A 14,131-nucleotide genomic window follows, 5' to 3' on the forward strand; every position below is an offset into this window, starting at 1 on the left:
CGAACCAAACGGGTAAGGGACGATGCACTTCGAGTTGGCCTTCGTACTGATTTTCGCCATCGCGACCGCCGTGGCCATCGGCGCGCGGTATTTCAAGTTCCCCTATACGGTTGCCCTGGTCGTCGCGGGTCTGCTGTTGGGGACGTTCAAGGCGTTCGAGCCGCCGCACCTCACGAAGGAGCTGCTCTTCGCCATCATCCTCCCGGGCCTGCTCTTCGAAGCGGCCTTCCACGTCGAGTTCCGCAAGTTCTGGAAGAACAAGATGGCCATCCACGCCCTGGCGATTCCCGGGCTCGTGGCCTCCGCGGCGCTCACGGCCTTCATCCTCACCCGAGTGGTGGATGGGCTGGACTTCGTCCATGGCTTCGGGATGCTGTCCGCGCTGGTGTTCGCGTCCGTCATCGTGTCGACGGACCCCATCGCCGTGGTGGCGCTCTTCAAGTCGCTGGGCGCGCCCAAGCGCCTGCTCATCCTCGTGGAGGGCGAGAGCCTGCTCAACGACGGTTCCGCCGTCGTGCTCTTCACGCTCATCGTGGCGGTGGCCACCGGCGGCCAGTTCACGGTGGGCGGAGCCCTGTTCGACTTCATCAAGGTGTTCGGCATGGGCGTGCTGGTGGGCAGCGCGCTGGGCTTCGCCGTCGCGCAGGTCATCAAGCGCGTGGACGACGCCATGGTGGAAATCACCCTCACCGTCATCGCGGCCTACGGCTCGTTCGTGGTGGCCGAGCACTTCCACTACTCGGGCGTCATCGCGTCGGTGGTGGCCGGCATGCTGTGCGGCAACTGGGCCACGCATGAGGGCATGAGCCCCGCCACCCGCGTGGCGGTGGAGAGCTTCTGGGAGTACCTGGCCTTCGCGCTCAACTCCGTGGTGTTCCTCCTCATCGGCCTGGAGGTGCAGCTCTCCTCGCTGCTGGCGTCGTGGAAGCCCATCCTCGCGGCCTACGTGGCGGTGATGATTGCCCGCGCGGTGGTTGTCTACGGCGTGTCCGCGCTGCTGCGCTTCACCAAGGAGAAGATGCCCTGGTCCTGGAGCGCGGTGCTCACCTGGAGCGGCCTGCGTGGTGCCATCTCCATGGTGCTGGTGCTCGGTCTCCCCAACGACTTCCCGCACCGCGAGCTGCTGGTGAACATGACGTTCGGCGTGGTGGTGCTCTCCATCATCTTCCAGGGCCTCACCATGGCGCCGCTGCTGCGCAAGCTCCGCATCACCGGCCTCAAGGACGAGTTCCAGGAGCAGTACGAGCTGGCCCGCGGCCGGCTGGGCGCCATCCACGCCGCCATGGCCGCGCTGGAAGCCATGCGCCGCACCCGGGAGATTCCGGCCGACGTGGTGACGCAGCTGGAGAAGGACTATCAGGAGAAGGAAGCCGTCGCGGAGAAGGAGCTGGCCGCGCTCAAGCAGCAGTCGATGCGCTTCCACGAAGAGGAGCACCAGGAGGCGGTCCGCCGTGTCCTCATCGTGGAGAAGGCGTCGCTGCTCAAGGCCTATCAGTCCGCCACCATTGGCAAGGAGGCCTTCGAACGGCTGACGGCGGAGCTGGATGAGCGCATCCACGCCGCCGACGCCGCCGAGAACCACGTGCCGTCGCAGGACGAGGCCCCGGCCTCGGCAGGCGCCGCGAGCGCGTGAGTCGCCAGGGCACGGCACATCCGCCTGACGACAGTCGGGCGGTTATGCCGTGCCAGCAGGCCTGCCTGCCCCTAGACTCATGGGCGTGAAACCACGAAAGCAGGCGTACCCGCAGCGGCTTCGCAGAGTGCTCGTCGCGACGGACTTCTCGGAGTCGAGCACGCACGCGATAGGACGGGCCGCGTACCTTCCGCTCGAGGCTGGAGCGAAGTTGTTGGTGACGCACGCGCTCCCCAGCCGGATGCCCACGGAGGTGGGGACACGCGCGCTGCAAGGCACCGCGCGCGAGTTGGAGCGTGTCGCGGAGCGCCTGCGCAAGGCGCTTCGGACCGCGGGGAGCTCGGCCACCGTCGAGACGCACATCTCCCGCGGGAAGCCCGTGGATGCGCTCCTGCGCCGGGCCGATGCCTTCGGCGCGGAGCTCATCCTGCTGGGCCGGCACGGCGCCAAGCCGCTGCGCAACATGTTCCTGGGCTCCACGGCGGAGAACGTCATCCGGCGCGGCCACCTGCCGGTGCTCATCGCCAACCGGCAGGCCACCGGACCCTACCTGCGGCCTGTGGCGGCCGTGGACGCGGACGCGACGTCGCGCAATGTGACGGGCTTCGTCCCGACGCTGATGACACCGGGCTCCGAGCTGACGTTGGTGCATGCGTACGACGTCCCCCTGGAGTACGCGGTGTTCCCCGGCCTGCCGTCCAAGGAGCGCACGCAGTACCAGAAGACGTTCAAGGCGGCCGCGGAGCGCAAGCTCTCGGCGCTGCGGCGGGAGCTCGACGCACGCGGAGTGCCGCACCAACTGGTGATGGAGAACGGTGGCTCGCGCTCCATCGTCCTCGAGTTCGTGGACGACCAGGGCGCGGACCTGCTGGCGCTGGGCACCCGGGCACGCTCCGGCGTGGCGTATGCGCTGCTCGGCAGCGTCGCGACGGACCTGATTCGGGAGGCGAAGTGCGACGTGCTCGTCGTCCGGGAGCGCGAGCCCGCCGCGTAGGCCGCGTAGGAGGTGGCGCCCGGCCCGCGTCGGCCCAGGCCGTAAGCACGAGGCCGGCCGGGGCGCTCCGTTCAGGCGGCAGATACCTTCCAGCCCCGGCACTGCCGTAAGCACGAGGCCCGCCGCGGCGCTCCGCTCAGGCGGCAGGCAACTACTGCCCCGGGCACTGCCGTAAGCACGAGGCCCTGGGTCGCTCCGCTCAGGCGGCAGGCAACTACTGCCCCGGACACTGCCGTAAGCACGAGGCCCTGGGTCGCTCCGCTCAGGCGGCAGGCAACTACTGCCCTGGGCACTGCCGTAAGCACGAGGCCTGTGAGGCGCTCCGCTCAGGCGGCAGGCAATTTCCGGTCCTCGGCATACGCCGTAAGCGCGAGGCCGGCCGCAGCGCTCCGCTCAGGCCTCGGGCGACTTCCGTTCCTCAGTGCTGGCCGCGGGTGGCGGCTCCGACGGAGGCGATGCGGTCACCTGCTCTGCAGACATGACGGACGCGGCAGCTTGCAACGCGTGCGCATGCTCCGCTTCGGACGGCACGGAACCCGTCGACACCGGAGGCTCAGCCGCGGCCTGCGCCACGGCAGTGGGCGTGGATGCGGTGCCGGGCTGCGTCTGGGCGCCGTCGGACGTCCCAGCCTGCTCTGAAGTGTTGGACTCCGGCGTAGCAACAAGCTGCGCCGCCGCCACATCGGGCGTCGCCGAAGCCACGGATGCTGCGTCCGAGGCCGTGCCCCCAGACGTGGCGGCCTGCGCCTCCCGCTGCTCCAGCCGGGCGCCGCCCTGCTCCGCCGCGCGGAGGAACTCGTCGTACTCGGACTTGCGCTCCTGGGCCTTCGTCTGCGCCTTCACCGTCTGCTGCGCCGCCGCGGCCCGCCCCATCGTCACCGCCCGAGCGGTGAGCACGACGCCCCCGGCGAACGCCGCCACGCTCAGGAGCGAGCCCAACCCGCCCAGCCACAGGCCATTCACACCGTTCTGAACGAAGGCCAGCGCGTGCACGAACGCCGAACCCGCGACCGCGGCGCCGCCCGCCGTGGTCCATGGGCGCAGCTCGATGATCCGCGCGGCGAAGTAGCTCAGCAGCGGCAGCACACCGAGCACCCACAGGTTCTCCAGCAGCACCGCCAGCGCCACCCGCAGCACCCCCACCGGCACCGCCTGGATGCGCACGCTCAGCCGCAGCGTCAGCGCCACGCTCAGAATCGAACCGGCGACGACCGCGATGAACCCCAGTCCCATGATGAACTGGAAGCGACGAACACGGACGCGCAGCGGTTCGAGGACACTCGTCTTGGAGCTCACGGGCAGGCAGCCTACCCCACTTCAGCCCTCGTCCTCCTCCGCGTCCGCCGAGCCCCCCGCCGTGCGGGCAGGCGGGCCGTCCCCGTAGAAGACCTCCTCCAGGACCAGTCCCTGCGGTGGCGCGGTGGGCCCGGCGCGCTTGCGGTCCCTGGACGCCAGCACCTCCGCCACCCAGGCCTCGGGGCGCCGCCCCTTCCCTACCTCCACCAGCGTCCCGGCCAGGTTGCGCACCATGTGCTTCAGGAACGCGGTGCCCTCCACCACGAAGGACACGGCATCGCCCGAAGCCCCTTCCACGGCCAGGCCCCGGACTTCGCGCACCGCGTGCTTCGCCTGGCAGTCCGACGCGCGGAACGCCGAGTAGTCATGCCGCCCCACCAGATGCACGGCGGCCCGCCGCATGGCCTCCACGTCCAGCGGCGCGAAGATTTCCCAGTGCGTCATCCGACGCAAGGGCGAGCGCGTGCGCCGGTTGCTCACGCGGTAGCGGTAGCGCTTGCCCAGGGACCAGCGGCGCGGGTCGAAGTCCTCGGGCACCTCCACCGCGTCCACCACGGCCACGTCGGGGGGGAGCATGCCGTTGAGGCCCATGAAGTAGGCCTTCATGGGCAGCACCCGGCGCGTATCGAAGCAGGCCACCTGCCCCAGGGCATGGACGCCCGCATCGGTGCGCCCCGCGGACGCCACCGAGACGCGCTCTCCCAGCAGGCGCTCCAGGCCCTCTTCCAGCACGGACTGGATGGAGGGCCCCTGGGGCTGCACCTGCCAGCCCACGTAGCGCGTCCCTTCGTATTCGAGCGTCAGCTTCAGCCGGGGCATGGTCAGCGGTACTTGAGCCAGGACTCGAGCAGCTCTGCCACCATGCGGCCCGCGGAGACGTTGTTGCGGCGGGCCACCGCTTCGAGCGCCTCGGACACGGACTGACTCAGCGGGACGGCGAGCGTGCGCGGCTCGGTGCGGTCATCGGCCGCGGGCGGCTCGGGCTCCGGCTCCGGCGCGGACGGCCCTCTCGCGGTGTCGAGCGCGCCCACGACCTCGGACAGCTCCAGCGCCTCTTCCGACGTCGGCGCCGCCGCGGCGCGCACGGCCAGTCGGCGCTGCTCTCCGGCCAGCTCCTCCTCGAAGAGCTGCTTGATGAAGTTGGAGAGGTGCAGCGGCGTGGGCGTGAACTCGTAGGCGTCGAGGAAGGCGTCCAGGTCCTGCTGCATCTGCGCGGCCGTCTGGTAGCGCTTGTCGCGGTCTCGCTCCAGCGCTTTCATCAGGATGACTTCCAGCCGCTCCGGCAGGTCCTCGCGGAAGTACGACGGCGCGTAGATTTTCCCCTCGGTGATGCTGCGCATCACCGCCGCCTCGGACTCTCCCGTGAAGAGCTTGAAGCCGGTGAGCCACTCATAGAGGACCACACCCAGGGAGAACACGTCGCTGCGGCAATCAAGGGGCTTGCCCAGACACTGCTCCGGGCTCATGTAGCTGAGCTTGCCTTTGATTTCGCCGTTGCGCGTCTGCTCCATCTGGTTCGCGGCCTTGGCGATGCCGAAGTCCAGAATCTTCACCGAACCGTCGAAGGCGACGACGACGTTCTCCGGCGAGACGTCCCGGTGGACGATGTTGAGCGGGTTGCCGTACAGGTCCACCTTGGTGTGCGCGTGGTGAAGGCCCGCGCAGACGCACGAGGCAATCTTCACCGCGTACACCAGCGGGAAGGGAATCCCGAGCGCCTCCGCCTTGGGCACGACGCGGCGCATGTCGCGGCCGGACACGTACTCCATGGCGATGAAGTAGCTGTCCGCGATCTTTCCCAGGTCGTGAATCTGCACGACGTTGGGATGATTGAGCTGCGCGGCGAGCCGGGCCTCGTTGAGGAACATCTTCACGAAGGCCGCGTGCTTGGACAGATGCGGGCGGATGCGCTTGATGACGACCGGTGCTTCCCGGCCGTCCTCCTGCTGCTGGTGCGCCAGGAATATCTCAGCCATCCCTCCCACGGCGATGCGGTCGATGAGGCGGTACTTTCCAAAGCGGCCGGTGTCGCGCTGAGGGGCGGCGGGAGGCATGGCCCGGCGAGCCTACCCGTGCCGGGCCACGGAGTGCCACCAAACTCGGGCGGCGCTCGCAGGGTCGCTATTCGTACCTGCAGACCTCCGCGACCTCATCCCAGGCGCCACCCCCGTCGAGGCATCGGTCGATGTCCCAGCCTTCGAAGAACCAATAGATGAGCGCCGCGGCGACGAAGGCCATGCACATGACGAACACGATTCGCTCCCAGCGCCGCATGCGAATGAGTGTACCGGAGTGCGAGTGAGCAGACCGAGGGCACACCGCCTCGGTCCCTGGTGCTACCGGACCTGCACCCGGTGCACCTTCAACGCCGGTTCCTGTCCGGAGGGCGGCGGAAAGTCGAGCGCGGACGGCCCCAGCGAGCCCAGCGCATTGCCCTGCCGCCCCGCCTGGGAAACCCCTTCCAGCACCATCGCCTCGAAGCGGCGAGCGGCCAGCCCCGCGTGGTTGCAGCACGCCACCAACTGCCCGCCCGGGCTCACCACGCGCGCGGCGGCCTCGGCCAGCCGGGCATAGTCGCGCGCGGCGGAGAACCGCCCGCTCCGCGTCGTGGAGAACGACGGCGGGTCGGAGATGACGATGTCGAAGGACTCGCCCTTCTTCGCCAGCCGCTTGAGCCACTCGAACACGTCGCCGGCCACGTAGTCATAGCGGTCCACCGACTGGCCATTGAGGCGTGCGTTCTCCTCGCCCCACTCCAGCACCCGCCGGCTCGCATCCAGATTGAGCACCCGCTTCGCGCCGCCCGCCGTGGCCACCACGCCGAAGGCACAGGTGTACGCGAACAGGTTGAGCACGGTGAGCCCCCGCGCGTGCGCCAGCAGCCAGGCCCGCGTGTCCCGCATGTCCAGGTACAGGCCGACCGACAATCCCTGTCCGGGACGGATGAGGAACGAGAGGCCGTTCTCGAGCGCCGTCAGGGACTCCACCGGCTCGCCCCGCGCGGGCAGCTCGGGCGCGAGCGACTCCTTCGCCACGTTGGCCAGGACGCGCGCCTCCCGAGGACGGCGCTTGAGATAGATGCTGCGCGGCGCCCAGGCCGCCGCGGCGGCGTCGAGCAGCGTCTCCTCCTCCGCGGGCGAGAAGTCGCGGTAGAGGCTGATGACGTACAGGTCGCCGAACACATCCGCGGTCACGTCCGGCACGCCGTCCGCTTCGCCATTCAGCACGCGCAGGGCCGTGGTCCGGGCGTCCCCGAGCAGCGGCCCGCGCCGGCCGCGCGAGGCGCGCAGCGTGTCCACCAGTGAGCCAGGCAAGGCGCCCATGACGCCGCTCAAGTCCCCAGCCGTGCGCGCGTCCAGACGCGCTCCATTGCCTGGGTCGCCGCGCGGGAAAGCTCGGTGTACTCGAGCCCCAGCAACTGGCCCTCGCGAACACAGACGCGTCCGTTGACCACGGTCCAGGCCACCGGCGACTGGGCCAGCTGCCCAAGCAGGTGCGGCGAGTAGCCCGTCTCCGGGTCGGCCGTCGGCACCACGTCATAGACGACGACGTCCGCGATGCTCCCTTCCTCCACGTTGCCCGAGGGCAGGCCGAACAGCCGCGTGCACAGCTCCGCGGGACCGTTGATGAGCAGGTGCGCCAGCGCGCCGTCCACGTCCGGCAGCCGCCCGGAGCGGGAGATGCGCAGCACGCCCACCGTCGCCGCGAGCAGCTCGTCCTGCAGGCTGCCGTGGCCACCCGTGCCCAGGCCCAGCAGGTGGACCCGCATCAGCACCGAGTCCATGGGGTCCACGCCGTGCTCCAGCGTGCGCGCGCCCCGCGCCGCCAGCGCCACGAAGGCGCCGGTCTGCTCCAGGAGCTCGGCCTCCGCGCTGTCCAGCACGCGCGCATAGCCCGCGATGGCCCGGGGACCGAGCAGCCCCAGCGCATCCAGCCGCGGCACCACCCGCTTGCCATGCTGGGCGTAGGTCGCCGTCAGGTCGTCATCGCTCTCGGCGAGATGGAAGACGGTGGGCGCGTCCAGCACGCGGCTCAGTTCCGCCACGCGGCGCAGGAGCGCGTCGTCGCAGGTGAACGAGGCGTGGAAGCCCAGCGCCCCGCGCACCAGCGGATTCGCCCGGTGCGCGCGGGTGAAGTCCGCGTTGGCCTCCAGCCACGCGTTGGCCTGGGCGGCGCCGTCCAGGCCATGGGTGGAGTGGCTCGTCACCAGCCGCAGCCCCACGGCCTCGGCGGCACGGGCCTGCGCGGCCAGCCCTCCGGCCACGTCCTGGCAGGACAGGTGCTCCACCGCCATCGTGACGCCATGGCGCAGGGCCCGCGCCGCCGCGAAGCGGGTGAGGGCCTCCACGTCCTCGTCCGTGAGGAGACGGGCCACGTGGTGCATCCGCGCGAGCCGCTCCCGGGGCGGCAGCATCAGGAAATGCCCCGTGGGGGGCAGCAACTGGCCGTTGACGAGGTGCGTGTGACAGTCCACCAGGCCCGGGGCGACGAGCCGGCCCCGGCACGCCACTTCCCAGTCACCGGGCAACACGGGGACCTGGGCGTCGGGGGCCACTTGGCGGATGGTATTTCCCTCCACCACCACGGCCATGCCGTGGCGGACGCGCCCATCCGCCCTGAATACGGCACAGTCTTTCAGCAGCAGGCGGCCTTCCATGAAATGCCAGTTCTAACACGCGTGTGGCGCGGCGCGAGGGGCGCCGCCCATCCGGACCATGTTAGGGTCCATACGGTATGACGCCGCTGAGCCCCGCCGTGAACCCGTCGACGCCCGTAACGGCTCCGTCCCCTCGGGGGGCCCTGGCCTTCCGGGACTTGTGGCTCTTCTCGCCGCGAGCGGATTCCCTCATCGTCGCCCTGCCGCTGGCCCTCGCCCTGAGCACCGCCGCCGCCACCGTCCTGCTGGCCCCGGGCGCCGCGGAGGGCGCGCACCGGCTGTCTGCCTGGACGGCGCAGAACCTGCTCGGCAACGCCACCCACGTCATCCTCACGTTCCTCCTCTTCGCCGCGCACCGGGACGTGCTGACCGCCGCCCCGGGCCAGCCCCGCCAGGTGCTCGCGGGCTCGCTGGCCATGCTCGGGGTGGGCACGGTGCTCTTCTTCACCTTCTACGCGGAGCGCACGGCGCACACCTACGGCGTGGCGGTGCTCTTCAACGTCTTCGGCACGCACCACACGCTGTCCCAGCACCGGGGCATCTGGTCGCTCCACGGGCTGCGCGCGAGCAAGGCCGGCCTGCCCGGCGCGTCCGCGATGGAGCGCAAGCTCCAGCAGATGTACGTCCCGCTGATGCTCACCCTGCTGCTGGTGCGCATCTTCTTCGTCCCCGAGTCCGCCGGGCCGGATGCGCCCGCGTACCTGGACGTGGGCCAGGGCCACGTGCTCCCGCACGGGACGCTCGCGGTGCTGCTGGCGGTGTGGCTGGGCTACTTCCTGCTGCTGTTCCGCTCGGTGATGCGCGCGACGTCCGTCAGCGGACCCAAGGTGCTGTACCTCCTGGCCGTGGCGACGGCGACCGGGCTGGTGCTGGTGGCCCCCACCTGGGGGTACGTCATGCTGCCGGGCATGCACGGGCTGGAGTACTACATGCTCACCGCGCGCATGCTGGAGCCGCGCGAGGGTGACACGCCCCGGCTGCCCCGGAAGCTCATCGTCCCGGCGATGATTGCGTCCATGCTGCCGCTGTTCGCGCTGGGCGCGGTGCATGGCCTGCTCCAGCAGGGCATCGTCCGCGGCGCCCTGGGCAGCAACATGGGCGTGGCGGAGACGCATCCCCTGCTGCGCGCCATGACGTCCCTGGGCTTCGCGTGCGTGCTGGCGCACTACTTCGCGGATGCCCTCATCTACCGCTTCCGGATTCCGTCCATCCGCGCGGTGATGCTGAAGCGGCTGGGCTTCAGCTGACCGTGCGTGGGGCCCTCGGAGCCAGCGGCGTCCGGGCGCGCCGCCCTATGCGCAGGAACCCCCAGCGCCCTGCCGCTCGGCATTGGCCGCGAAGGCGTCCCGCAGGAACAGCGAGAGGCCGGCGCGCACCCGGTCGATGTTCTCCGTGAAGCGCGTGTCCGCGACGTACATCTCCCCCAGCCCCCGGTGCATGGCGGGCGGGCACAGGTAGAACCACTTGCCGAGGTACTGCCGGTGCGCCTCGGCCAGGTCCATGACCTCCGTCGAAGCGGGGCTGGCCCCCGCGGCGAGCAGGTCCGCCAGCGCCTTGAAGAGCGCGTCCCCCTCCTCCTTGATGCGCTTCCAGTCCTCCTTCGTGTAGCGCGCCGCTCGCCGGGAGGACTCCTTGTAGGCCTCCGTCTCTCCCCAGCGCTGCTTCGCCTCTTCCTCGTACTTCGACGGGTCGAAGTCGCCGAAGGCCTCGAACATCGCTTCCTTGTCCACGTGCGTCCCCTTCTCCAGCGCGTCCAGCGCTGCGTCCACGGCGTGCACCAGCGCGTCCAGCCGCGAGGCTCGCTCCGTGAGGAGCTGCCGCTGCATCCGCAGCGCGGCGCGCAGGTCGAAGGCGGGGTCGGCCAGGATGCGGCGAATCTCCTCCAGCGGGAAACCCAGCTCCTTGAAGAAGAGCACCTGCTGCAGCCGCTGCAGGTCCGCCTGCGAGTAGAGCCGGTAGCCGGCCTCGCTGCGGTCCGAAGGACGCAACAGGCCCAGCTCGTCGTAGTGGTGCAACGCTCGGATGCTGATTTTCGCCAGCCGGGCGACCTGGCTCACCGTCAGGGCCATCTCCACCTCGTCAGGGAGAGGTGTAGGGCCTCACGTCGCGTGAGGGTCAAGCCTGTGGGAAGGGGAGCTGCTTCTGCTGGCCGGGCACCGGACTGACGGGGCAGCCCTCGACCTCGGCCGGCCGAGAGGAGCCACCCGCGCGAGGCGGGTGGGGCTCCCCCCGGAAGGAGACGGCTCAGTACGCGTTGTTCTGGCCGAACGTCTTGATGGTCTTCTTCTCGAGGTTGCGCTGACGCTCGGTGGCCTCGGTCTCCACCGCGGCGTTACCGGCGAGCGCGTCGGCGGAGGCGCCGAACAGCTTGCGGATGTTGTCGCCGAACAGGGTCACCACGCCGATGGCGGCGATCGCGATGAGGGCCACGATGATGATGTACTCGGTCATGCCCTGGCCACGGGACTTACGGAGCTGCTTCTTCGAGATCGCCTTCATGGAACTCTCCGGGGATTGCAGTGGTGGAAAAGTCACCCTGCTGCTTGGGTGATTCGCACCCTAGGGCAGATCCCACTTCCACCTCCATCGGTCATCGGGAGGATGGCAGGAATTCCCTGTGATTCCAGCCAGTTACCCCTGAATTGTTGATCCACGAACCCCGTTTCAGGGGCTCGCCGGGGCCGCGACAGGGACAGTAGCGCCGTCGCAGGCCGAACGGGGAAGTGCCTCGCAGAGCGAGCGCAGCGCCCGGGCCAGAGTCGCATCGTCCGGGTGCCGGGCCGCCACCTCCCGCCCCAGGGCCACCGTTTCCTGCAGGGCACCCACAGGCGTCCACATGGTGCGCGACGCCCAGATTCGCGCCGTCACCAGCTTCAGGTACGCCGTCACCAGCTCCGGCTCCCGCCCGCCGCGGGCCACCTCCGGCTCCAGCAGCGACGCCGCCAGCGTCAGGTCCTGCTGGGCCAGCGCCGCCTTCCCCAGGGCCAGGGCGGACTCGGGGCTGTCGGGTGCCAGCCGCCGCCACTGCGCCGCCGCGCCGCGCACCATGGGGTCGTTCGGCGCGTGGTAGCGCTCGATGTTCCGGTACAGCCCGGCGGCCTGCTCGGCCGTGGGCGGGTGCTTCTGGACGTAGTCGTGGAGGAAGAGCCGGTCGGCCCCCTCGGGCGAGCGCCGCTCGTCCCGCACCCGCACGTCCAGGTTGGACACGAAGAAGGCGATGGGCGACGCGTACTCGAGCAGGTTGTGGTCGTCCGTGTTGATGGGCCCCTGGCCCGCGAACTCGAGCTGCCCGGCCTCGCTGTGCACCTGCTTGGACAGCAGCGCGAACACGTCGTTGATGCCCACGCGCGACAAGTCCTTCCGCACCTCCGGGTGGCCCATCCGCTCGGCCAGCCGCTCCGCGTCGAAGGCCAGCGGCTTGCGGCTGGCGACCATCACCAGGTCATGCGGCCCCAGCCACGTGGTGGCGTGAGGGAAGGTGTCGCGCAGGGTGCGGACCACCAGCTTGATGAGGTCCTCGTTGCTCTCGTAGGTGTGGATCCACTGCACCAGGATGCCGTCGTCCGCCAGGTGCCGGTCCACCGTCTGGAAGAAGTCCCGCGTGAAGAGGCCGGACACGCCCGCCACCCACGGGTTGGAGGGCACGCTCACCACCAGGTCGTACTTGCGCGGCGACAGCGCCATGAACGTCTTGGCGTCGTCCACGTGCACGTGCGTGCGCGGGTCATCCACCGCGTTGCGGTTGTCGGCCTTGAACAGGCGCGCCGCGTCGATGACGGCCGGGGCAATCTCCACCATGTCCAAGTGCTCCACGGGGTGCGCCAGCACGCTGCCCGCGGTGATCGCCGCGCCGGCGCCCACCAGCAGCACCGTCTTGGGCTCACGGGGGTGCAGGAGCGCGCCCAGGTGTCCGGCCACCACCTGCGTCTCCGCGTCGCCGCCGTTGGACGCGTCAATCTTCCCGTTGAGCTTCATGAAGCGCAGGTTGTCCACGGGCGCGTCCGCCACCATCACCGTGGCGAAGGTGTCGTCCTGGTAGAAGATGGGCCGGATGATGGCCTCGGTCTCCTCCACCAGCTTCGCGTAGCTCTCCGGTGGCTTCTGGTGGGAGCGGATGGAGGCGATGCTCGACAGCCGCACCGCCCAGCCGCTCATGCCGCCCAGCACCACCAGCGCCAGCACCGCCGTGGCGGCCACCGGCCACAGCGCACGCACCGGCTGCGCGGGACGCCCCGGGGCCGCGTGGAAGGCCAGCCCCGCGCCGAGCAGGTTGGCCGCCACGCCCGCGATGAAGTTGCCCTCCATGCCCCACCACGGCATCAGCACCAGCACGCCCAGCGCCGAGCCCGTGATCGTCCCCACCGTGTTCCACAGGTAGACGCCCCCCAGCTGGCGCCCCACCTCGGACACCTTGGCCGTGGCCACGCGCGCCGCCGCCGGGAAGGCCGCGCCCATGAAGAAGGTGGGCACCAGCAACACCAGGCAGCAGAAGCTGAAGGTGAGGAGCTGGAACAGCGGCCACGTGTCCAGCGAGCGCGTCATCATCCACTGCGCCTTGCGGAACAGGTGCGGCAGCCGGACGTAGAGCGGCAGCGCCACGCAGATGCTGGCCACCAGCGCCACCTGCAGCCGGCCGAAGAGCCGCAGCGAGTCCACCTGCCCCTTGCGCGTCATCAGCCAGAAGCTGCCCAGGCCGATGCCCATGATGAACGCCGTGAGGATGAGCGTGAAGGCGTAGGTGGACGCGCCCAGGACGATGGACAGCAGGCGGATCCACGTCACCTGGTACAGCATGGACGTGAAGCCCGACAGCAGCACGCCCACCAGCGCCGCGCGCACCGCGATGCGCGGATAGGACACCTCGTCCTCATCGCCGCCCGCGGGAGGCGCCTGCCCCGGCGCCAGCGCGGGCGCGAACCTGCGGGCCAGCCCCAGCGCGCCAAACGCCAGGAGGATGTTGAGCCCCGCGGCCAGCCCCGCCGACGCGGACAGGCCGATGGCGGGCACCAGCTTCGTGCCGGCGATGAACACGCCCACCGCCGCGCCCAGGCTGTTGACCGCATAGAGGCGCGCCAGCTCGTAGCGCACGCCAGACAGGCTGGAGGCGAAGTGCCGGACCAGCGCGGGCAGCGTGCCGCCCATGAGCAGCGTGGGAATCACCAGCGACGCCGCGGAGACCAGGAGACGGGGTCCCAACCGCCAACCGTCCGGCACCGCCGGTGCCACGCTCAACCAGAGCGCGCCCAGCACATCGAGCACATAGGGGAAGGCCAGCGCGTACAGCCCCACGCCCAGCTCGAGCACGCCGTAAAGGGCCAGGGGGTTCTTTGCCCGGTCGGCTGTCTTCCCGAAGACAAATGCCCCCAGCGCCTGACCGCCCATGAACGTGGCGAGCACCACGGCATGCGCCTGGCCGCTATTCCCCAGGACGTTCCCGAGGTACTTGGACCAGACGAGCTCATAGACAAGGGCAGTCCCCCCAGACAGGAAGAGGAGGCAGGCCACAAGGTTCTTAGGAAAACGCGCCGTAGATGACATGGGGACAGCGCGG

The 14,131-nt window shown here is 70.1% G+C and carries 12 protein-coding genes; 3 read left to right on the forward strand and 9 right to left on the reverse strand.

Annotated features, from left to right (window positions below):
• Nucleotides 1-22: 22 nt before the first annotated feature.
• Both VZL07_RS02210 and VZL07_RS02215 read left to right on the forward strand, forming a co-directional pair.
• Nucleotides 23-1,633, forward strand: coding sequence for a Na+/H+ antiporter (locus tag VZL07_RS02210; RefSeq protein ID WP_426753661.1), 1,611 nt, complete (start codon nucleotides 23-25; stop codon nucleotides 1,631-1,633).
• 85 nt (nucleotides 1,634-1,718) lie between these two features.
• On the forward strand, nucleotides 1,719-2,627 hold the full coding sequence (locus VZL07_RS02215; protein ID WP_426753662.1) for a universal stress protein: 909 nt from the start codon (nucleotides 1,719-1,721) through the stop codon (nucleotides 2,625-2,627).
• A 393-nt stretch (nucleotides 2,628-3,020) separates the two neighbouring features.
• On the opposite strand, the gene VZL07_RS02220 is transcribed toward VZL07_RS02215, so the two are convergent.
• The 6 genes from VZL07_RS02220 to VZL07_RS02245 form a co-directional block, all read right to left on the reverse strand.
• A complete protein-coding gene (locus VZL07_RS02220) occupies nucleotides 3,021-3,923 on the reverse strand; it encodes a hypothetical protein (RefSeq protein ID WP_426753663.1) in 903 nt (300 codons plus the stop codon).
• Between the two features lie 21 nt (nucleotides 3,924-3,944).
• Entirely contained in the window at nucleotides 3,945-4,742 is a 798-nt protein-coding gene (gene truA, locus VZL07_RS02225; RefSeq protein ID WP_426753664.1) for a tRNA pseudouridine(38-40) synthase TruA, read from the reverse strand.
• Between the two features lie 2 nt (nucleotides 4,743-4,744).
• Nucleotides 4,745-5,977, reverse strand: a complete 1,233-nt coding sequence (locus VZL07_RS02230; RefSeq protein ID WP_426753665.1) for a serine/threonine protein kinase — start codon at nucleotides 5,975-5,977, stop codon at nucleotides 4,745-4,747.
• A gap of 67 nt (nucleotides 5,978-6,044) precedes the next feature.
• The gene (locus VZL07_RS02235; protein WP_426753666.1) at nucleotides 6,045-6,176 is read right to left on the reverse strand and encodes a hypothetical protein; all 132 of its coding nucleotides are present in this window, start codon (nucleotides 6,174-6,176) and stop codon (nucleotides 6,045-6,047) included.
• Nucleotides 6,177-6,259: 83 nt separating this feature from the next.
• Complete coding sequence (locus tag VZL07_RS02240; RefSeq protein ID WP_426753667.1) at nucleotides 6,260-7,246, reverse strand: class I SAM-dependent rRNA methyltransferase; 987 nt, start codon at nucleotides 7,244-7,246, stop codon at nucleotides 6,260-6,262.
• Nucleotides 7,247-7,254: 8 nt separating this feature from the next.
• Complete coding sequence (locus VZL07_RS02245; RefSeq protein WP_426753668.1) at nucleotides 7,255-8,580, reverse strand: amidohydrolase family protein; 1,326 nt, start codon at nucleotides 8,578-8,580, stop codon at nucleotides 7,255-7,257.
• A 77-nt stretch (nucleotides 8,581-8,657) separates the two neighbouring features.
• Between VZL07_RS02245 and VZL07_RS02250 the strand changes: the two genes are divergently transcribed.
• Complete coding sequence (locus tag VZL07_RS02250) at nucleotides 8,658-9,827, forward strand: hypothetical protein (RefSeq protein WP_426753669.1); 1,170 nt, start codon at nucleotides 8,658-8,660, stop codon at nucleotides 9,825-9,827.
• Between the two features lie 45 nt (nucleotides 9,828-9,872).
• Here the strand turns inward: VZL07_RS02250 and VZL07_RS02255 are convergent, their stop codons facing one another.
• The 3 genes from VZL07_RS02255 to VZL07_RS02265 form a co-directional block, all read right to left on the reverse strand.
• Nucleotides 9,873-10,649 carry a MerR family transcriptional regulator gene (locus VZL07_RS02255; protein ID WP_426753670.1) on the reverse strand — a complete coding sequence of 259 codons (777 nt, stop codon included), beginning with the start codon at nucleotides 10,647-10,649 and terminating at the stop codon, nucleotides 9,873-9,875.
• A 175-nt stretch (nucleotides 10,650-10,824) separates the two neighbouring features.
• Complete coding sequence (locus tag VZL07_RS02260; RefSeq protein WP_426753671.1) at nucleotides 10,825-11,079, reverse strand: hypothetical protein; 255 nt, start codon at nucleotides 11,077-11,079, stop codon at nucleotides 10,825-10,827.
• A 165-nt stretch (nucleotides 11,080-11,244) separates the two neighbouring features.
• On the reverse strand, nucleotides 11,245-14,118 hold the full coding sequence (locus tag VZL07_RS02265; RefSeq protein WP_426753672.1) for a fused MFS/spermidine synthase: 2,874 nt from the start codon (nucleotides 14,116-14,118) through the stop codon (nucleotides 11,245-11,247).
• Nucleotides 14,119-14,131 lie beyond the last annotated feature (13 nt).

The sequence above is a fragment of the Pseudomyxococcus flavus genome (genome assembly GCF_050038885.1).
In the GTDB taxonomy this organism is placed as follows: Bacteria; Myxococcota; Myxococcia; order Myxococcales; family Myxococcaceae; genus Myxococcus; species Myxococcus flavus.